Source organism: Pseudomonas sp. Pme6b, assembly GCF_058129925.1.
The window spans coordinates 544938-566092 of sequence record NZ_CM176704.1; the positions used below are offsets into that span (position 1 = coordinate 544938).

Consider the following 21155-nt stretch of genomic DNA (forward strand, 5'->3'; position numbering starts at 1 on the left):
CCTAGTTTGGCGTTGCCTTGCGCGCCTGACAACTGACACTTGTACGTGTCGAGTGTCAGTTTGCAAAAAATTCAATTACTCGACAGCTTGTCGCCGCGTGCAAATTTCCAGGTGCGGATGATCTCCAGCCTGTCGATGTCGGCCAGATCGCCGGTGAACGGCGCAAAAGGTGCCGCCAGACGCACGATTCGTTGTGCTGCCTGATCCAGCAAAGGTTGCCCTGATGATTCAAGCACCAGCACTTCATACAACGAGCCGTCGCGATTGATTGACACAAGAAGTCGCAAATTGCCGTAGATCTGCTTGCGTCGTGCTTCTTCAGGATAGTTCAGGTTTCCGACCCGCTCGACCTTCTTGCGCCAGTCGTCCTTGTACCAGGCACCTTTGTCGCGCATGGTCGAGGCCGCATTGAGGCGGTGGATCTTCGGACGCTTGGCGTAAAGCTGCTGCTCGGTCGACAGTTCGGCTTCCAGGCTGGCAATTTCATTGCTCAGCTCCGAGCTGTCAAAGGTCGGTGCGGCCTTGGTGGTTGGCTCGGGCTTGACTTCATCGCGCTTGGCGACGGTTTTCTGCTGGCTGGGCGCGGTGGTCGCGACGGCAGTCTTTGGCGCTTCCTGCTTGACCACCGGCTTGCTGGCCGGAGGCGGGGTGACTTTGTTGACCTTGGTGTCCTGATACGGCGCCAGTTCGGTGGTCTTGAGCGTTTCGGCCTTGTCCAGCGTGCCACTGCCCTGCTGATCGTCCTGTGCCAGGAAATCCGCCTGTTTAGGCTTTTCTTCACTTTTGAACGTAGCGAGGGTGATTTCCAGGGTCTGCGAGATCTGCTCCGGCTTTACATAGGTGAAACCCACGCCAAGGATCACCGCGAGGTGGATCAGCGCCGCGATCATCATGGTGAAGCCCAGGCGATCGGCAGGACGCACACCATTGGCGAGTTCCAGGGGAAGGTCGTTTCTGGCCATGGATGTCATTGGCGGTTCAGCATCTCGTCAGCCTGCATGTCAAAATCCGTGTCGTGTTACAGGTGGCGCATGATAACGCAATGTACGGCGAAGCTCTGTTGCGGATCAGACGAAGGGACGCCGCGGCGCACGGTGTGAACCGTGGCCAGCGGCGTCAGTCGTTGATCAGCCCTTGCGCGCCTGCAGCTTCTTATCGATCGCATCCATTAAAAGGCCACCAATATTGGTGCCGAAAGCATTGTCGATTTCGCGGATGCAGGTCGGGCTGGTGACGTTGATTTCGGTCAGGTGCTCACCGATCACGTCGAGGCCGACGAACAACAAGCCTTTTTCGCGCAGGGTGGGGCCGATCTGCTCGGCGATCCAGCGGTCCTTGTCGCTCAGCGGACGGGCTTCGCCACGCCCGCCTGCGGCCAGGTTGCCACGTGTTTCACCTGCGGCAGGGATGCGCGCCAGGCAATACGGGACTGGTTCGCCATCGACCATCAGGATGCGCTTGTCGCCGTCCTTGATGGCGGGCAGGTAGCCCTGCGCCATGATTTGCTGTGTGCCGTGGGCGGTCAGGGTTTCAAGGATCACCGACAGGTTCGGATCGCCCGCCCGATGGCGGAAGATCGACGCGCCGCCCATGCCGTCCAACGGCTTGAGGATGACGTCGCCGTGCTTTTCGGCGAATTCACGAATGATATCTGCGCGGCGACTGACCAGGGTCGGCGGGGTGCATTGGGGGAACAGCGTGGCGAACAGCTTCTCGTTGCAGTCACGCAGGCTCTGCGGCTTGTTGACGACCAGCACGCCTGCACGCTCGGCCTGTTCCAGCAAATAGGTGGCGTAGACGAATTCCATGTCGAACGGCGGGTCCTTGCGCATCAGAATCACGTCCAGGTCGTCGAGACCTGCGTCGACTTCGGCTTCGAACTCGAACCATTTGGCCGGATCGGCAAACACCTTGAGCGGCTTCATGCGCGCGCGGGCCTGGCCAGCGTCCTGATACAGGTCTTTCTGTTCCATATAGAACAGCGACCAGCCGCGTTCCTGTGCGGCAAGGAGCATGGCCAGCGAGCTGTCCTTTTTATAGGAAATGCGCTCAATGGGGTCCATGACAATCCCTAGGCGAACGCTCATGGGCAATATCCTCTGATCGGTAAGGGCCGCAACGGCCGTAAAATTGGCATCAGGGTGGCGTTCCGTTTGCTCCGGGTCAAGGGGCAGGCCCGCCACGGTGCGCTTTATGGATTGAGTCTGGAGAGTATGCTAAAAAGGCTCGGCATCCGGTTTTCGATCCTTGGGGATCAATGAAGCGATACCGTCAGGCTCCCAGTGCCTCGCAGAATGCGCAAAAATTCGCTGCGGCGATGGAAGAGCAGCTATGGAACAACACGCCTCCGCCTTGAAAGTCATGGTCATCGATGACTCGAAGACCATTCGCCGCACCGCCGAAACACTGCTTAAAAACGCAGGTTGTGAAGTCATCACTGCGATAGACGGTTTCGACGCGCTGGCCAAGATTGCCGATAACCACCCACGAATCATATTCGTAGATATCATGATGCCGCGTCTGGACGGTTATCAGACGTGTGCGCTGATCAAGAACAACCGCGCATTCAAGTCCACGCCGGTCATCATGCTGTCCTCCAAGGATGGTCTGTTCGACAAGGCCAAGGGGCGGATTGTCGGTTCCGATCAGTTTTTGACAAAGCCTTTCAGCAAGGAAGAACTGCTCAGCGCGATCAAGGCTCATGTGCCGGGCTTCGTTGCAGCAGAACAACACATATCATGACGCCCACGCCCGATGTGGCGCGCTCGTAATCTGACGGGGAACACCCATGGCTCGAATATTGATCGTCGATGACTCGCCGACTGAAATGTACAAACTCACCGGCATGCTGGAAAAGCACGGTCATGAAGTGCTCAAGGCCGAAAATGGCGCTGATGGCGTGGCTCTGGCCCGTCAGGAAAAACCCGATGCAGTGCTGATGGACATCGTCATGCCCGGGCTCAACGGCTTTCAGGCCACGCGTCAGCTGACCAAGGATGCCGACACCAACATGATCCCGGTGATCATGATCACCACCAAGGATCAGGAGACCGACAAGGTCTGGGGCAAACGCCAGGGCGCGCGGGATTACCTGACCAAACCGGTGGATGAAGAAACCCTGATGAAAACCCTGAATGCGGTGCTGGCCGGCTGATTGCCGGAATCGCCATGGCCGAGCCACGTACTGCCTTTGAACTGCTTCTTGATATGGATCGACGCTGTCGTTCGCTGGCGGCGGGCCTGCCGCTGCAGGAAGCTCATCAGCAGGATTGGGTCGGCATCGGTTTCCGGATGGGTGAGCAGCGCTTCGTGGCACCTATCGGCGAAATCGCCGAAATCCTTCACGAGCCTCATCATGCGGTGATGCCGGGCGTGAAGTTCTGGGTGGCGGGTATCGCCAATCTGCGCGGCCGACTGTTGCCACTCATGGATTTATGCGGGTTTTTCGGCCACGAACTGACCCCCGCGCGCAAACAGCGCCGGGTGCTGGTTGTCGAGCACAACGATGTGTTCGCCGGTCTGCTGGTCGATGAGGTGTTCGGCATGCAACGTTTCAGTCAGTTGAGCCTCATACCCCAGACATCACAAGACATCGATCAAGGTATCGCGCCGTTCTTGCGCGGGCAGTTCATTCGCGAGCAGGCGTGGCAGATATTCAGTCCGTGGGCGCTGGTGCAGTCTGCAGACTTCATGGACCTGGCATCTTAGGCTCTGGTTTGTTTTGTTTCACAATTGATCCAGGCGGGGGCCTGATTAATGAGTAATACAGGCAGATCAAGGGAAGGCGCGCGCAGCCGGACGCAGATTATTCTGCTGTTTGTCGCGCTTATCGTTTTCATCATGTTGCTGTTCGCCAACTTCGCCTATCTCAACACTCAATCGAACTACGACAAACAGTACATCGGGCATGCTGGTGAGCTACGCGTGTTATCCCAGCGCATCGCGAAAAACGCCACCGAAGCGGCCGCCGGTAAAACCCAGGCGTTCAAGCTGCTGGCCGATGCGCGCAACGATTTCGACGTGCGCTGGGGCTACCTGAGAAAAGGCGATCCGGCCACCGGGCTGCCTGCGGCTCCTGATCTGATACGCGACGAATTGCGCACCGTTCAGCGCGACTGGGAAGGGCTGCGCAAAAGTACCGATGTGATTCTGGCCAGCGAACAGACGGTTTTGTCTCTGCATCAGGTGGCTGCGACACTGGCCGAAACCATCCCGCAGTTGCAGGCCGAATACGAAAAAGTCGTGGAAAGCCTTCTGCAAAGCCGTGCGCCGGCTGCGCAGGTGGTGGTTGCGCAGCGTCAGGCGCTGCTCGCAGAACGAATCCTCGGCTCGGTCAATACCGTGCTGGCCGGTGACGAAACAGCGGTGCAGGCAGCCGATGCGTTTGGCCGCGACGCCAGCCAGTTTGGTCGTGTGCTCAACGGCATGCTGGAGGGCAACGCCACGCTGCGAATCTCCCAGGTCGAAGACCGCGATGCCCGTGCACGGCTGGCGGAAATTGCCGAGCTATTCGAGTTTGTGTCCGGCTCGGTAGACGAGATTCTTGAAACCTCGCCCGAGCTGTATCAGGTGCGTGAGGCGTCCGGAAACATTTTCAACACCTCACAGACCCTGCTGGATGAAACCTCGGTACTCACCAACAGCCTGGAAAACATGGCCAAGCGCCGTACCGTGAATACCATCGGTGGCTATGTACTGGGCTTGCTGGCGCTGATGTCGATCATCCTTATCGGTCTGGTCATGGTCCGCGAGACCAACCGCCAGTTGCGCGAAACCGCACAGAAGAGCGAGCGTAACCAGACGGCGATCATGCGTTTGCTGGACGAGATCGAGAACCTCGCTGACGGTGATCTGACGGTGACGGCCTCGGTGACCGAAGATTTCACCGGCGCGATTGCCGATTCCATTAATTATTCCATCGACCAGTTGCGCGAGCTGGTGGTGACCATCAACCTGACGGCCGAACAGGTTGCTGCTGCCGTTACCGAAACTCAGGCCACGGCCATGCAGTTGTCTGCCGCCTCCGAGCATCAGGCGCTGCAGATCAGCGCGGCTTCGACGGCAATCAACGACATGGCAGCGTCCATCGATCAGGTGTCGACCAATGCATCGGAATCCTCGGCGGTGGCAGAGCGCTCCGTAGCGATTGCCAACAAGGGCAACGAGGTCGTACACAACACCATCCACGGCATGGACAACATTCGCGAACAGATTCAGGACACGTCCAAGCGTATTAAGCGCCTGGGTGAGTCTTCTCAGGAAATCGGCGATATTGTCAGTCTGATCGACGATATTGCCGATCAGACCAATATTCTGGCCCTCAACGCGGCCATTCAGGCTTCGATGGCCGGTGATGCCGGACGTGGCTTTGCCGTGGTGGCTGACGAAGTACAGCGGCTGGCCGAGCGCTCGTCGTCTGCCACCAAGCAGATCGAAACGCTAGTGCGGGCCATTCAGAACGACACCAACGAGGCGGTCATCTCCATGGAGCAGACCACCAGCGAGGTGGTACGCGGCGCACGACTGGCGCAGGACGCCGGGGTAGCGCTGGGGGAAATCGAAGGGGTTTCCCGAGTGCTGGCCGAACTGATCGAAAGTATCACCGATGCCGCTCACCAGCAGGCCGAGTCGGCCGGTCAGATTTCACAGATCATGACTGTCATTCAGCAGACCACCTCGCAGACCACCTCGGGCACCTCGGCCACGGCCGAAAGCATCGGCAATCTGGCAAAAATGGCCAGCGAAATGCGTCGTTCGGTATCGGGTTTTGCCCTGCCGTCATCGAAGAAAGCCGGATGATGTACAACCAATGAACAACCTTGATTGGGTAACAGGCGGTACTCGTCATGGCTGATCGTCACGATTACGTGGCCCTTGAATGGCTTAAGGGCGAAATCGCCGAAACGCTGCGCCAGGCCCGCAACGAGCTGGATGCCTTCATCGAAGACCCGGCCAACAGCGCGGCGATGGCCGAATGTCTGAACCTGGTGCATCAGGTTCACGGCAGCCTGCAGATGATCGAGTTTTACGGCGCGGCGTTGCTGGCCGAGGAAATCGAGCAACTGGCGCTGGCGGTCCAGCAGAACCGTGTTAGCCATCCGGCGGAGTCCGAGCAACTGCTGATTCAGGCCATGAGTCAGTTGCCGGTTTATCTGGAACGTATCCACTCTGCGCGCCGGGACCTGCCGTTGGTGGTGTTGCCGTTGCTCAATGACCTGCGCAGTGCGCGGGGCGAAAGTCTGCTCTCGGAAACCAGCCTGTTCGCCCCGCAACTGGTCGTCGTTCCTGCGCTCGATGACCAGGAACTGGCGCGGCGCAATACCCCTGAATTGCCCAACCTGCTGCGCAAGCTGCGTCAGACCTTGCAGGCGGCGCTGGCGGGCCTGATGCGCGAGCAGGGCGTTCAGACCCAGCTCGGTTACATGGCCAAGGTGTTTGCCCGGCTGGAGCAGTTATGCGAGGACGCGCCGCTCGGTCCGCTCTGGCGAATCGCCTCGGCGCTGGTCGAAACCATGCTCAACGGCAACTTCACCAACAGCCCGGCCCTGCGCAGCCTGCTGAAGGATGCCGACAAGGAACTCAAGCGGCTGGCCGAGCAGGGCGTGACCGGCATCAATCAGCCGGCCCCCGAAGAGCTGCTGAAAAGCCTGCTGTTCTACATCGCCAAGTCCGACAGCCTGGCTCCGAAGATGCTCGACCTCAAAGACCAGTACGCGCTGGCCGATGCCTTGCCCGGCAACGATGTGGTCAACGAAGAGCGCGCACGCATGGCCGGGCCGGACCGCGACGCCATGCGCTCGGTAATCGTAGCCCTGTGCGAAGGGCTGGTCCGGGTCAAGGAACGGCTCGATGTGTTCGTGCGCGGTGACCGCCAGCATGTCAGTGAACTCAACGCGCTGCTGCCGCCGCTGCGGCAGATCGCCGATACCCTTGCAGTGCTTGGCTTCGGCCAGCCGCGCAAGGTGATCATCGATCAGCTTTCTGTCGTTCTGGGGCTGGCGCAGGGGCAGCGCGAGCCCAGCGACGGCGCGCTGATGGATGTTGCGGGCGCCTTGCTCTACGTCGAATCGACCCTTGCGGGCATGGCCGGGAGCAACGAACAGGCCAGTCGTGAAGAAAGCCGCCTGCCGACCACTGACCTGACGCAAATTCATCAACTGGTGATTCGCGAAGCCCGCACGGTGTTGCAGCAGGCCAAGGACGTGATCCTCGATTACATCGACGGTGAGTGGGACCGCCAGCGGCTCGACCCGCTTTGCGCGCTGATCGTGCAGGTTCGCGGTGCGCTGGCGATGATCCCGCTGGCCCGTGCTGCCAGCCTGCTGGCCGCCTGCAACGAATACATTCAGGAACACCTGCTGGTGGACGAAACCCGTCCCAGCTGGGTTCAGCTCGATTGCCTGGCCGATACAATTACTGGCATCGAGTATTACCTGGAGCGCATGCTCGAAGACCATGAAGCGCCGGGTGATCAGGTCCTCGACATGGCTCAGCAAAGCCTGGCGCGGCTGGGCTATACGCCCGCTGCCGACACACTTGAAGTGCCGCTGCTGGAAGAAATCATCACCCAGGATGAGTTGCTGGAACTGGATGATCGCAAGGCGCTGGTCAGCCCTGCGCAAACCATTGCTCAGGTCCTTGCCAGCCCGGTGTCGGCAGTCAATCCGCCTGCCCGCAACGTACCCACCAGCCTGTTGCCGCCCTCGGCAGACGAAGAGGCGGTGGACGACGAGTTGCGCGAAGTCTTTCTGGAAGAGGCAGACGAGGTGCTCGACGCATTGCGCGAGTATCTGCCGCGCTGGTTTGCTTCACTGGGCAGCGGCGGCCATTGGGACAGCACCGCACTGACCGAAGTGCGCCGGGCGTTTCATACCCTCAAGGGCAGCGGCCGGATGGTGCGTGCGCTGATTCTCAGCGAACTGGCCTGGTCGGTGGAGAACCTGCTCAACCGGGTGCTGGAAGGCGATGTGCTGCCGGGCCTTGAAGTTCAGCAATTGATGAGCGAAGTGCTGACGCTGCTGCCGTCGGTGATTCGCGATTTCGCCGAGGATGCGCAGCGCCAGCGTAACGATGTCGACCTGCTGGCGGCCCGTGCCCATGCGCTGGCCAATGGGCTTGAGCTGCCGGTACTGCCTGCAGCCCCTGACCCAGTACCAGGCGAAGCGCTTGATCCACAATTGCTGGAAATTTTCCGTCAGGAAGCGCTCGGGCATCTGAATACCCTGGGTCGCTTCCTCGACAACGCGGAACAATCGGCATCGCCTTCGATCAGCGACGCTGTGCTGCGTGCGCTGCACACCCTCAAAGGCAGCGCACACATGGCCGGCGTGTTGCCGATTGCCGAGCTGGCCAGCCCGCTCGACCAGTTGGTGCGTGAATACAAAGCCAACCTTATCGACATCGGCGCGCCCGAACTCGCCCTGCTGCGCAGCGCAGAACCGTTGTTGCACAGCGGGCTCAAGCAACTCGACACAACCCCGCTGGCAGCCATTGCGGGTGCTGCGCAGCTGATCGAAGCGGCTCTGGCGCTGCTCAACGAGCGCCTCACCGTGGTGCTGCGCGAGTCGGACAGTGGCCTGCGGATCAAGCGCAATCCCACGCTGCTTGCCGGCTTTCTGGCCGAAGGCATGGACATCGTCCTGGACGCGGAAAACCTGTTGCGGCGCTGGCGTCAGCACCCCGGCGAACGTCAGGAACTGAGCGCGTTGCTCGATGAACTGACCACGCTGGGGCATGGCGCGCATCTGGCCGATCTGCCGCAGGTCGATGAGCTCTGCGAAGCCTTGCTCGACCTATACGGGGCGGTCGAGGAAAGCAGCCTGGCGGTCAGCGAACGCTTTTTCGATGCAGCAGAGAGCGCCCACGAAGCGTTGATCAATATGCTTGATCAGGTGGCTGCCGGTCAGGACGTCGAACCACGTCCCGAGTGCGTGCGAGCCTTGAACCAGTTGCTGGATCAGGCGCTGGACCCTTCAGCGACCGGACTGGTCAAGAGCGATGGCCACCGGACCCTGAGCGTTACCGAGCTCAACGCGGCCACCGAGCAATTGGCCAGTGAGGCCGAGCACACTGAAACTGCCGGCCCGGACGACGAGATCGTCGAGATATTTCTGGAAGAGGCCGTCGATATCCTCGACAGCGCCGGTCAGGCCTTACAGCGCTGGCTGGCTGATCCGGAAAACTCTGCGCCGCTGGCCTCACTGCAGCGCGACCTGCACACCCTCAAGGGCGGCGCGCGGATGGCCGAGGTGGCCGAGGTGGGCGACCTTGCCCACGAACTGGAAAACCTCTACGAAGGCTTGATCGACCGGCGCTTCAACCATTCGCCAGCGCTGGCCGAACTGCTGCACGAGAGTCACGACCATCTGGCGATTCTGCTGGAGCAGTTGTATCGGCAGGAAGCGCTCAGTGATCCCTCGGCCTTGATCGAAGCGCTGGGTCGCTGTCGTACGCTCGAGAGCTCAGGGTCTGATGTGCAGGCACCGCCAGCGGCCAGCGAAGATCTTCCCGAACATGACACCGAGCTGCGTGAAGTCTTCCTTGAGGAGGGTTTCGATATCATCGAAAGCTCGGGCGCTGCGCTGGCCCGCTGGCAGGCCGATCCGCACAACCTGCTGGAAGTCGAAAACCTGTTGCGCGACCTGCACACCCTCAAGGGCGGTGCGCGGATGGTCGAAATCGCCCCGATAGGCGACCTCGCCCACGAGCTGGAAACGCTTTACGAAGGGCTTTCTGCCGGCAACCTGCAGCCTGCGCCATTGACGATCAGCCTGTTGCAGAGCGGTCACGATGTGCTGGCCGATATGCTCGACGCAGTGCGTAACGAAAAGCCGCTGCCTGATGCCTCGCTGCTGATTGAAAGCATCCGCAGACTGGCCAGCGATGAACCGGTGGGCGAGCCGGTGGTTGCGCAAGCCTTTGAAACCGGCCCGGAATCGGTGGTGGCCGTCGCGCCTGCTGCTGACGGCGAGGTCGAGCGCAGTGGGCCGGAAATGGTCAAGGTGCCCGCCGAGCAACTGGAAGACCTGGTCAACCTGGCCGGTGAAACGTCTATTTTCCGTGGGCGGATCGAACAGCAGATTCTGGATTCGCAGGTCGCGCTGCTGGAAGTTGAAACCACTATCGAGCGGATGCGCGATCAATTGCGTCGCCTGGATATGGAAACCCAAGGCCGTATTCTCAGTCGCGAGCAGGTTCAGGCCGAGCGGCTGGGTTATGAGGAATTCGACCCGCTGGAAATGGACCGTCATTCGCAGTTGCAACAGTTGTCGCGTGCGCTTTTCGAGTCTGCCTCCGACCTGATGGACCTCAAGGAAACCCTCGGTGCGCGGGCCCGCGACGCTGAAACGCTGCTGTCGCAACAGGCCAGGGTCAACACCCAGTTGCAGGAAGGCCTGATGCGTACGCGCATGGTGCCGTTCGAGCGCCTGGTGCCGCGTTTGCGTCGCGTGGTACGCCAGGTTGCCTCGGAGCTGCACAAGAAGGTCCATTTCGAGGTCGGTAATGCCGACGGTGAAATGGACCGCAATGTGTTGGAAAGGATGGTCGCGCCGCTGGAACACATGCTGCGCAACGCTGTTGATCATGGCTTGGAAAGCACCGAAAAACGCATCGCTGCCGGTAAGCCGGAGCAGGGCCATATCAGCCTTGAGCTGATGTACGAAGGCGGCGATATGGTGATCGAGTTGAGCGATGACGGCTCGGGTGTCGACCTGGCAGCGGTGCGCCGCAAGGCCATCAAACGCGGCATGATCCATCCGGATGCCGATCTGTCCGACCATGAGGTTTTGCCGTTCATTCTGCAGGCGGGGTTTTCCACCAGCGAGATCATCACCCAGATTTCCGGACGTGGCGTCGGCATGGATGTGGTGCATGCCGAGGTCAAACAACTGGGCGGCTCGATGGTCATCGACTCGGTGCCTGGCAAGGGCACGCGCTTCCGTATTCGCCTGCCTATTTCGGTGTCGGTTAACCGTGCGTTGATGGTGACCTGCGGCGAAGAGCAATACGCCGTGCCGCTCAATACCGTTGATGGCATCGTGCGCGTCATGGCCAATGAGCTGGACGGCTATTACCAGACCAGCCCGCCGCGCTATCAATACGGCGGACGCAGCTACGAGCTGCGTTATCTGGGCGAGTTGCTGGGCAGCAGTCCACCCAGGCTTGCCGGGCAATTGCAGCCGCTGCCGGTATTGCTGGTGCATTTGCAGGATCAGTGGGTGGCGGTGCAGGTCGATGCGCTGGCAGGTTCACGCGAAATTGTGGTCAAGAGCCTTGGTACGCAGTTCTCAAGGGTGCAGGGCATTTCCGGTGCGACCATTCTGGGTGATGGGCGTGTGGTGCTGATTCTCGACTTGATGGCGCAGATTCGTACCTTGCAGGGCTTGCCTTTCAGAGGGTTGGCGCCTGTCTACCACGAAGCCGAGCACGCCAGGCCGTTGCTGGTGATGGTGGTGGACGATTCGGTGACGGTACGCAAAGTCACCAGCCGGTTGCTTGAGCGCCACGGCATGCATGTGCTGACCGCCAAGGACGGGATTGACGCCATGACCCTGTTGCAGGAGCACACGCCTGACATCATGCTGCTGGATATCGAAATGCCGCGCATGGACGGCTTTGAAGTGGCCAGCCAGATCCGCCAGGACGAACAGCTCAAGGAACTGCCGATCATCATGATCACTTCCCGCTCGGGCCAGAAGCACCGGGATCGGGCCATGGCGGTGGGCGTCAACGAGTACCTGAGCAAGCCTTATCAGGAAACCGTGTTGCTGGAGAGTATTGCTTACTGGAGCCAGATCCATGTCTGAAGGTACGTTCCAGACCAGTCGCCTGACCGGCCTGCTGCTGCCGTTGAGTGACCGGCATTTGCTGCTGCCCAACGTCGCGGTCGCCGAGTTGATCGACTACCAGGACTGCAGCGCGGAGCCGGGCGCTCCCGAGTGGTATCTGGGACCGATCAGCTGGCGCGAGCTGACCTTGCCGCTGCTCAGTTTCGAAGCCGCCTGCGGAGGCCGCACCCGCGTGGGTGGCCGGGCCCGGATTGTAGTGCTCAATGCACTGGGCGGGCGTAACGACGTCAGGTTCATCGCGTTGCTCACCCAAGGCATTCCGCGCTCGTGCAAAGTCGACAGCCAGTTGAGCTACGTCGACGTCCCACTGGCCGAACTGGAGCTGGCTGCCGTACAGATCGGCGAAACCGTCGCGCGCATCCCCGACCTGGAAGGGCTGGAGCAGTGGCTGGTGGATGCAGGGCTGTCATAGGTAAAGAGGACGCAGAGCGTCCAGAACGGCATGCGACGCGGAGCGTCGCACGATAGTCATAGTTGAGGTTATCGTTCCGCACGCTCCAGCGTGGGAATGCCGGGTGTGATGCTCCGCGTCACAAATCTGCGCCGCGCCGCGTAGCACGATAGTTGAGGTTATCGCCCACGCTGAGGATGGGCACGATAGGGGACCAAAAGCCTCACGACGAACAGCTGATTTCCAGATGCTTGCCCCAGTCCGGTGGTCGCTGGGCGTAGCCTTCCATTCCGGGTTGTTCGGTGAAGGGCGTGCAGAGCACTTGGTGCAGGCGGCGGACTTCTGCGTAGTCACCTTTTTCCGCTGCGGCGATGGCGTTCTGGGCCAGGTAGTTGCGCAGGATGTACAGCGGATTGACCGCGTGCATGCGGGTTTGACGCTCCTGCTCGGTGCCTTTGTCCTCGCCGGCAATACGCGCCAGATACGCTTCTGCCCAGCCATCGAAGCCCTTGATGTCGACAAAGTCGTCGCGCAATGTGCGCAGCGCTTCTACGGCGGGCTGATCGCCCAGACGACGGAAAAACAGGGTGTAATCCACGCCGCTGTTCTGCATCAGCTTCAGCAATTGGCTGACCAGTTGTTCGTCCTGATCTTCGGCAATGGTCAGGCCCAGTCGACGACGCATCAGGTCAAGGTAGTGCGCTTGATAAAGCGGCAGGAACAAGCCGATAGTCTCGCGTAACGCTTCCACGCTGATGAACGGCGTCAGCGCCTGCGCCAGTGCGCTCAGGTTCCATTGCGCGATGGGCACCTGATTGCTGAAGGAGTAGCGTCCCTCGTGATCGGAGTGATTGCAGATGAAGTGCTCGTCGAAATCATCCAGAAACGCAAACGGACCGAAATCGAAGGTAATGCCCAGAATCGACATGTTGTCGGTGTTCATCACGCCGTGGCAGAAACCGTAGGCCTGCCACTTGGCAATCAGCTCGGCGTTGCGCTCGACGATTTCGCGGAACATCGCCAGATACGGCTCTGGCTGCTCCTGACAATGCGGGTAATGCATCGTCAGTACATGTTCGGCCAGTGTCTTCAATTGCTCTGGCTGTTTGGTGTAGAAGAAGTATTCAAGACTGCCGAAGCGCACATGGCTCTGCGCCAGACGCAGCACCATCGCTGCGTGTTCCTGGGTTTCGCGCCATACCGGCGTGCTGGAGCTGACTACGCACCCTGCACGGCTGCTGGGGATACCCAGCGCGTGCAACGCTTCGGAAGCCAGAAACTCGCGGATCGACGAACGCAGCACGGCGCGCCCGTCACCCATCCGCGAGTACGGCGTGCGGCCCGCGCCCTTGAGGTGCAGGTCCCAGTGTTCGCCTGTGTCGTTATACACCTCGCCCAGCAACAGCCCGCGGCCGTCGCCCAGGCGCGGGTTGTAGGAACCAAACTGATGGCCGGAATAAACCATCGCTCGCGGCTCGGCCTCTGACCACAGCTTGTGGCCGCTGAAGATTTCCGCGAACAGCGGCAGATCGGCTTGTTCAGGGGCCAGGTCCAGCAGCGCCAGCGCGGATTCGCTGGCAACCACAAGCCGCGGCGCATCGATGGGCTCAGGCAGCACGGAAGTGGAGAACGCATCGCCCAGTCGGGCAAAGCGGTTGTCGAAAGTGAGTTCGTCGAGTGCTTTCAAAGCGTATCGCCTCCAGAGGGGAATTTCAGGCTTTCAACGAAGCGGCGGCCTGCCTGGCTCGTCGGGCGTGTTACAACGGTCAGAACCCGTAGACCGGGTCCCTGGGTGGTAGTTCTGGTGATCGGGGCTGCGCCCGGACTATCGGTTCCGGCTTCGCTCGAAGGCGGCCAGAATCGTTCGTTCCGATTGCACCAGATAATCCTCGAGCATGCGCGTCGCCTCATCGGTCTTGCCCGCGTCAAGGCGCCCGAGTACCGCTGCATTCATGTCCAGATAGGGCGAATGCAGAAGCTCCGGGTCGTTGAGCAGCCCGAAGGCCAGGCGCAACTCTGCTGATATCTGCGCATAAAACGCCGCCAGTCGCGGGCTGTCGGACAGCTCGACGATGGCCTTGTGAAACATCATGTTGGCGGTGCCCACGGCAATCCAGTCCTTGGCCTCACGCGCCTGCACGCCGGCCTCGACCGCATTGCGCATGTGCAGCACACCGGGATGCTGTGGATAAGCCTGGGCAATCGCCCTGCATTCGATAAAGCGCCGGATGCGATAAATATCGATGATCGAAGCCATGTCAGGCTTGGCCACAGTCACGCCGCGGTTGGGTTCATGAGTGAGCAAACCCTCGCGGGTCAGAATTCTGAAAGCTTCTCTCAAGGTATTGCGGGAAATCTGCAGGCTTTCGGCCAGCGCCGCTTCCGAAAGGCGTTGACCGGGAACCAGCTCACCCTCGACCAGCATTCTGCGAAGCTCTGTGGTGATGGATTCTCCAAGCGTACGAGGGAGGAGAGAAGCAGCGTCGTTCATAAAGGGTCCGGATAAGGAAAAGCCGAGTCGATATTCCACGACAGCTCATTGGCTGGCAAGGACGAAGGCCATCCGATGCTTCATCAGGTAGCACACTTGAGTTCAAGCGTAACAATATGGTGCGCATTGTTGATCCATAACATATGGATTGTTCAACAATATTATCTTTATGTATCTACAGCTTGGCGCTGTTTAATGCCCTTTGGCATGCTCATTGCTCTGGCAGGTTACCTCTCATCTCAGGAATGCCGCCGTGACACAGACTGCCAATGAGTTCACCAAGGCGCGTCGCGCCTCATTGATCGCCGCGATCTTCATGATGGCGACCTCTGCCATCGGCCCAGGATTTCTGACCCAGACAGCCACGTTCACCGCGACCCTGGGGGCGGCGTTTGCCTTCGGCATTCTGGCGTCGATCCTGATCGACTTCGTGGTGCAGTTGAATGTCTGGCGCATCGTGACGCTGACCAGAATGCGCGCGGCCGATCTGGCCAACGCAGCGATCCCGGGCAGTGGTTATCTGCTCGCGGTACTGGTCATCTTCGGCGGCCTGGTGTTCAGTCTGGGCAACATCGCCGGTGCGGGCCTGGGCTTGAATGCGTTGACCGGTCTTGACCCCAAATGGGGGGGCGCCTTGAGTGCGCTGATCGCCATTGCGATCTTCTCGTCGCACCGTGCGGGTATTGCGATGGATCGCATCATGATGGTGCTGGGCACCTTGAAGGTCTGCCTGATTCTCTTCGCCGCCTTTGCCTCGCACCCGCCGCTGGGCGAGGCTCTGCGCCAGACCATCCTGCCGGACATGGTCGATTTCGCCGCCATCACCACCATCGTCGGCGGCACGGTCGGTGGCTATATCACTTACGCCGGTGCTCACCGCTTGCTGGATCGCGGCACCGTCGGGGTCGAGAACATCGATGTAGTGTCCAAGGCGGCGCTGACCGGTATTCTGGTCACAGGGGTTGTCCGTTACATACTTTTTCTGGCAATCCTCGGCGTGGTCGCCAGCGGCGTTGTCATCGATGTATCCGGCCAGGGCGCAAACCCTGCGGCCCAGGCGTTCACCGCTGCCGCTGGCAACTTCGGCCTGATCATGTTCGGCCTGGTGCTCTGGGCGGCTGGCATCAGCAGCGTGATCGGCGCGTCCTATACTTCGATGTCGTTCATCACGGTATTTTCCAAACGCATCACCGAGCGCGTGCGTAACCTGGCAACTGTCGGCTTTATCCTGATCACCGTGGTCGTATACGTCATGTGGGGCAAACCACCGGCTGCGCTGCTGGTGTTTGCCGGTGGCTTCAACGGCTTGATTCTGCCACTGGGCCTGAGCATTTTCATGTACGTGGGCTGGCGTCGGTCCGACATGATGGACGGCTACCACTACCCGCGCTGGCTATTGGTGCTGGGCGTGCTGACCTGTCTGCTGTCGTGGTACATGGCGTTCAAATCGGCGGGAGCCATCTTTGCCTTCATCAATGCAGCCTGATTTCGGAGAATAAAAATGCCTGCAATAGACCTCAACAGTGATCTCGGTGAAAGCTTCGGCGCCTGGAGCATGGGCGACGACGAGGCGATTCTCGATGTGGTCAGCAGCGCCAATGTGGCCTGCGGTTTTCATGCTGGTGATCCAGCCGGCATCCTGCGCACCCTCGAGGCCGCTGCGGCCCGGGGCGTGGCCATTGGTGCGCATGTGGCTTACCCGGACCTCGTCGGGTTTGGTCGCCGCAACATGGACATCCCAAGCGACCAACTGACGGCCGACGTCATTTACCAGATCGGCGCGCTTCAGGGGCTGGCGCGCAGCGCTGGTACCAGCGTGACATACGTCAAACCCCACGGCGCGCTGTACAACACCATCGCTGGCGATCAGCGCCAGGCAGCGGCGGTCATTCAGGCGCTGCTGCGCATCGACCCTGCGCTGAAGCTGGTGTGTCTGGCCAATTCGCCACTGCTCGGCTGGGCGCGGGAAGCCGGACTGGCGTGCGTTGCCGAAGCGTTCGCCGACCGCGCCTATACCGCTGAAGGCACGCTGGTCTCACGCTCGCGGCCCGGTGCCGTGCTGCACGACGCCGAGCTGATCGCCGAACGCATGCTGCGTCTGGTGCGCGACGGGGTTATCGAGGCTGAAGACGGCCGCGAAATCAGCCTGCAAGCCGATTCTATCTGCGTACACGGCGACAGCCCGGGCGCGGTGAACATCGCCCGCATCCTGAAAGACCGTTTGCACGACGCAGGCGTTACCGTCCGCGCATTCAATAGGGGCTGATCATGAACAACACCTTGCAACACGCCCGTCAGGCGGCTATCGACGCACGTGCCCGCTATCGACAAGGGTTTGTTTCGCCAACCGCAGGTCAGGCTCCCGGTCTGACCCAGTGCAACATGATCACGCTGCCGCGCGACTGGGCCTATGACTTTCTGCTGTTCGCCCAGCGCAACCCGCAAGCCTGCCCGGTGCTGGATGTGACCGAGCCCGGCAGTTACACCACGTTGCTGGCCGAGCAGGCCGACCTGCGCACCGACCTGCCGTTGTATCGGGTCTGGCGTGATGGGCAACTGGCTGAAGAAGTCAGCGACGCCAGCGAAATCTGGGCGCAGCACGGCGATCTGGTCAGTTTTCTGATCGGCTGCAGCTTCACCTTCGAAACCGACCTGATGAACGCCGGGATCGACGTGCGCCATATCAGCGAAGGCTGCAACGTACCGATGTACCGCAGCAATCGTGTCTGTCGACCTGCCGGGCGCTTGCAGGGAAACATGGTGGTTTCTATGCGGCCCATCGCTGCGGACCGGGTTGCCGAGGCAGCAAGGATCACCGGGCGCTACCCCGGCGTGCACGGCGCCCCGGTGCATGTCGGCGAACCTGAGCTGCTTGGCATCAAGGACTTGGCGCATCCGGACTTCGGCGATGCAGTGAGCATCAAGCCCGGCGAGATTCCTGTGTTCTGGGCCTGCGGCGTGACCCCGCAGGCGGTTGTGATGGCGTCTCGTGTGCCGTTCGCGATTTCCCATGCGCCGGGGCACATGTTCATTACCGATATTCCGGACAGCTACTACCACGTATAGGAGAGGCTCATGCGTTTCTACCCGGCCAACCTGGACGCGCTCCTGGTTGAACTGTCGAACCTGGACGAGACTCTGGCCCTGTTCGAATCGTTACAGCAGATGCCCATTTTCGGCGTGGAGGAAATCGTTCCGGCGGCCCGGACGCTGCTGGTGCATTTTCGCCCGTCCGCCATCGGTTTCGAGGCGCTGGCGGCGCAGATTGCCTCGCGTGACATTCGCGGCAGCGCTCGCGAGCCCGGCAAGCTGATTGAAATACCCGTGCATTACAACGGTGAAGACCTGGCTGATGTGGCACGCGAGCTGGACATCAGCGTTGACGAAGTGATCAAGCGCCACACCGGTAGCGACTACAACGTTGCCTTCTGCGGCTTTGCGCCCGGTTTTGCCTACCTCAGTGGCGGTGCCGGCTTTGTCGTGCCGCGGCGCAGCACACCGCGCACGCGCATTCCGGCTGGTGCAGTGGCGTTGGCCGGTGGTTTCAGCGGCATTTATCCACAGGCCAGCCCCGGTGGCTGGCAGATCATCGGCGTGACCCACTCAAAAATGTGGGATCTGGGCCGCGACGAGCCAGCCTTGCTTCAGCCTGGCTATCGCGTGCGCTTTCAAGACGCCGGTCCGCTGCCCGTGACCAGCGTTTCGGTTGCTGCGCCCGTTCGTCAGCAGGCGTCGACAATCACCGAAGACTATCTGCAAGTCGTTATGCCGGGTTTGCAGACCCTGTTTCAGGACCTGGGTCGTCCTGGTCGGGCAGGGCAGGGTGTTTCCGCATCGGGTGCACTGGATCGCGGCGCATTGCGTGCGGCCAATCGCGCAGTAGGCAACGAGCCGGGCACTGCTTGTCTGGAAATTCTCATGGGTGGCCTGACGTTTACCTGTCAGGGCCAGGCCGTGGTAGCGGTTACCGGTGCTCAGGCGCCTGTCGAGGTGCTGACGGCTGATGGCCAACGCATGCAGCCGCCGCTTTACGCGCCGTTTTCGTTGCAGAGCGGCGATCAGGTGAGCATCGGTTCGCCCACCGCAGGCTTGCGCAGTTATCTGGCCGTGCGCGGCGGTTTTGTCCACGAGCCGGTGCTGGGTAGTCTGTCCACCGACACGCTGGCCCAGGTGGGGCCCGCAGCGCTGGCGGCGGGTGACCGGCTGGGCTTCAGGCGCAGAACCGGTGGTGCTGCGGTGTCGACTGGCGAACAACCGGCCTTCGATATGCCGCGTAATGATCAGGTCATTACGCTGGATGTGGTCATGGGGCCGCGCAGCGACTGGTTCACCGCCGAGGCGCAGGCGTTGCTTACGCAGCAGACCTGGCTGGTCACACCGCAATCCAACCGGATCGGTATCCGCCTGGCGGGCGAGCAGTCGCTTGCGCGCGCCGTCAGTGGCGAACTGCCCAGCGAGGGCACCACGGTCGGTGCCATTCAGGTGCCGCCCAGTGGCCAGCCGGTACTGTTTCTGGCGGACCACCCGTTGACGGGCGGTTACCCGGTCATCGGCGCAGTCGCTACCTATCACCTGGACAAGGCCGGGCAGATTCCGGTCAATGCCCGCATTCGTTTCAACCCGCTGAGCGCCTTCGAGCCAGTGCGCTCCGCCACTTCAGACGAGACCAATAACAGATGAAAAAGGTTCTGATTGCCAACCGTGGCGAAATTGCCGTGCGTATTGCCCGCGCCTGCCGTGACTATGGGGTTGCCTCGGTGGCCGTGTATGCCGATGCCGATATCGACGCGCTGCATGTGTGTCAGGCCGATGAAGCCTACGGGCTGCAAGGTGAGCGCCCGACCGACACCTATCTGAACATCGAAAAGCTGCTGGCAGTCGCTGCTCGTGCCGGTGCCGACGCGGTTCACCCAGGTTATGGCTTCCTCTCGGAACGCGCCGACTTTGCCCGCGCCGTAATCGACGCCGGCCTGACCTGGATCGGCCCGGACCCTGCAACCATCGACGCGCTGGGCGACAAGGTGCAAGCCCGGCGCATCGCTTTGAAAGTCGGTGCGCCGCTGGTAGCTGGCACTGAAAGCCCGGTGAAAGATGCTTCTGAAGTGCTTGCGTTCGCCGAGCAGTACGGCCTGCCGATTGCCATCAAGGCGGCATTTGGCGGCGGTGGTCGCGGCCTGAAAGTCGCCTGGAAGCTCGATGAAGTCAGCGAGCTGTACGAGTCTGCGGTGCGTGAAGCGGTGACCGCGTTCGGTCGTGGCGAGTGCTTCGTCGAACGCTTTCTGGATCGCCCACGGCACATTGAAGCGCAGATCATCGCCGACCGGCATGGCCGGGTAGTTGTGGTCGGCACCCGGGATTGCTCGTTGCAGCGTCGCAACCAGAAGCTGATCGAGGAAGCCCCGGCCCCTTACCTGACCGACGAGCTGCGCCAGCGCATTCACGAGTCGGCCCGTGCGGTTTGTGCCGAGGCAGGCTATGTCGGTGCCGGTACGGTGGAATTCCTGCTCAGTGGCGACGGCACCCTGTCATTCCTGGAGGTCAATACGCGCTTGCAGGTGGAACACCCGGTGACTGAAGAAACCAGCGGTGTGGATCTGGTCATCGAACAACTGCGCGTGGCCGACGGCCTGCCGCTGTCGTTCGACGGTACGCCGGTACCGCGCGGCCATAGCTTCGAATTCCGCATCAACGCCGAAGATGCAGGCAACGGCTTCCTGCCGACCCCGGGCACCATCGACGTGTTTCAGCCACCGTCCGGACCGGGCGTGCGGCTGGACACCGGCGTGACAGAAGGCTCGCGAGTGTCAGCGAACTTCGATTCGATGATCGCCAAACTGATCGTCACCGGCGCAACCCGCGAACAGGCCATCAGCCGCGCCCGCCGTGCGTTGGCCGAGTTCAAGGTGGAAGGCGTGGCCACCGTGCTGCCGTTCCATCGGGCGGTCATGGACCATGATGACTTCACGGCGTCCAATACCTTTGCCGTCCACACCCGCTGGATCGAAACCGACTTCGCCGAACACGTCACCCTCGCACCGCGCAGCGCTGCGCCAGTTGATGCAGGTGTGCTGCGCACCTTCGTCGAAATCGACGGAAAACGCCACGAACTGGGCCTGCCCGCTGCGCTGCTGCGTGGCATGAGCCTGAATTCGGCTGCACCGGCTGACGCCAGCCAGCCAGCTGCCGACGCCCCTGACCCGCACGCAGTACTGACGCCGGTCGCGGGCAACCTGCATGCCTGGGCGGTTGAAGACGGTGCGACGGTAGAGAAGGGACAGGTGATCGCCATCATGGAGGCGATGAAGATGGAAACATCGATACTGGCGCCGTGTGCCGGAACCGTGCAGATCAGCAAGGAGCCTGGCGGGTATCTGGAGGCGAAGGTGGTGATTGGGCGGGTTGAGGCTGCCGACTGATCGGGTTG

General features: G+C 61.0%; 15 protein-coding genes. 11 read left to right on the top strand and 4 right to left on the bottom strand.

What is annotated here, in order from left to right; genetic code table 11:
• Nucleotides 1–71: 71 nt before the first annotated feature.
• A complete protein-coding gene (locus tag AC4ANE_RS02520) occupies nt 72–971 on the bottom strand; it encodes an energy transducer TonB (RefSeq protein ID WP_002551736.1) in 900 nt (299 codons plus the stop codon).
• Between the two features lie 156 nt (nt 972–1127).
• On the bottom strand, nt 1128–2087 hold the full coding sequence (gene gshB / locus AC4ANE_RS02525) for a glutathione synthase (RefSeq protein WP_002551737.1): 960 nt from the start codon (nt 2085–2087) through the stop codon (nt 1128–1130).
• A 244-nt stretch (nt 2088–2331) separates the two neighbouring features.
• Here gshB and pilG point away from each other — a divergent pair, with 244 nt between their 5' ends.
• Genes pilG through AC4ANE_RS02555 form a run of 6 tightly spaced genes read left to right on the top strand, consistent with a single transcriptional unit; the run spans nt 2332 to nt 12261 of the window.
• Nucleotides 2332–2742 (top strand): twitching motility response regulator PilG, encoded by a 411-nt coding sequence (gene pilG / locus AC4ANE_RS02530; RefSeq protein WP_002551738.1) that lies wholly within the window; start codon nt 2332–2334, stop codon nt 2740–2742.
• Nucleotides 2743–2788: 46 nt separating this feature from the next.
• Nucleotides 2789–3154 carry a twitching motility response regulator PilH gene (pilH, locus tag AC4ANE_RS02535; protein WP_002551739.1) on the top strand — a complete coding sequence of 122 codons (366 nt, stop codon included), beginning with the start codon at nt 2789–2791 and terminating at the stop codon, nt 3152–3154.
• A 14-nt stretch (nt 3155–3168) separates the two neighbouring features.
• Nucleotides 3169–3708 carry a chemotaxis protein CheW gene (locus AC4ANE_RS02540; protein ID WP_002551740.1) on the top strand — a complete coding sequence of 180 codons (540 nt, stop codon included), beginning with the start codon at nt 3169–3171 and terminating at the stop codon, nt 3706–3708.
• Nucleotides 3709–3756: 48 nt separating this feature from the next.
• Nucleotides 3757–5799: a methyl-accepting chemotaxis protein gene (locus tag AC4ANE_RS02545; RefSeq protein WP_002551741.1), complete on the top strand. Its 2043-nt coding sequence runs from the start codon at nt 3757–3759 to the stop codon at nt 5797–5799.
• Nucleotides 5800–5846: 47 nt separating this feature from the next.
• Nucleotides 5847–11807, top strand: a complete 5961-nt coding sequence (locus AC4ANE_RS02550; RefSeq protein WP_002551742.1) for an Hpt domain-containing protein — start codon at nt 5847–5849, stop codon at nt 11805–11807.
• Nucleotides 11800–12261 carry a chemotaxis protein CheW gene (locus tag AC4ANE_RS02555; RefSeq protein ID WP_005731062.1) on the top strand — a complete coding sequence of 154 codons (462 nt, stop codon included), beginning with the start codon at nt 11800–11802 and terminating at the stop codon, nt 12259–12261. Before AC4ANE_RS02550 ends, AC4ANE_RS02555 begins: the two co-directional genes overlap by 8 nt.
• Nucleotides 12262–12463: 202 nt before the next feature.
• Here AC4ANE_RS02555 and selO read toward each other — a convergent pair whose 3' ends face one another.
• Together selO and AC4ANE_RS02565 are read right to left on the bottom strand one after the other, a co-directional pair.
• Complete coding sequence (gene selO / locus AC4ANE_RS02560; protein WP_002551745.1) at nt 12464–13927, bottom strand: protein adenylyltransferase SelO; 1464 nt, start codon at nt 13925–13927, stop codon at nt 12464–12466.
• Between the two features lie 138 nt (nt 13928–14065).
• The gene (locus AC4ANE_RS02565; protein ID WP_002551746.1) at nt 14066–14731 is read right to left on the bottom strand and encodes a GntR family transcriptional regulator; all 666 of its coding nucleotides are present in this window, start codon (nt 14729–14731) and stop codon (nt 14066–14068) included.
• 253 nt (nt 14732–14984) lie between these two features.
• On the opposite strand from AC4ANE_RS02565, the gene AC4ANE_RS02570 reads away from it, so the two are divergent.
• The 5 genes from AC4ANE_RS02570 to AC4ANE_RS02590 are packed head-to-tail and all read left to right on the top strand — an operon-like array spanning nt 14985 to nt 21147.
• Nucleotides 14985–16217, top strand: coding sequence for an NRAMP family divalent metal transporter (locus AC4ANE_RS02570; protein ID WP_002551747.1), 1233 nt, complete (start codon nt 14985–14987; stop codon nt 16215–16217).
• A gap of 15 nt (nt 16218–16232) precedes the next feature.
• Nucleotides 16233–16997, top strand: a complete 765-nt coding sequence (locus tag AC4ANE_RS02575; protein WP_002551748.1) for a LamB/YcsF family protein — start codon at nt 16233–16235, stop codon at nt 16995–16997.
• A gap of 2 nt (nt 16998–16999) precedes the next feature.
• Nucleotides 17000–17797, top strand: a complete 798-nt coding sequence (locus AC4ANE_RS02580) for a putative hydro-lyase (protein WP_002551749.1) — start codon at nt 17000–17002, stop codon at nt 17795–17797.
• Between the two features lie 9 nt (nt 17798–17806).
• Nucleotides 17807–19411, top strand: a complete 1605-nt coding sequence (locus AC4ANE_RS02585) for a 5-oxoprolinase subunit B/C family protein (RefSeq protein WP_002551750.1) — start codon at nt 17807–17809, stop codon at nt 19409–19411.
• Nucleotides 19408–21147: an acetyl/propionyl/methylcrotonyl-CoA carboxylase subunit alpha gene (locus AC4ANE_RS02590; protein ID WP_002551751.1), complete on the top strand. Its 1740-nt coding sequence runs from the start codon at nt 19408–19410 to the stop codon at nt 21145–21147. The genes AC4ANE_RS02585 and AC4ANE_RS02590 overlap by 4 nt, the downstream gene beginning before the upstream one ends.
• Nucleotides 21148–21155: the final 8 nt, after the last annotated feature.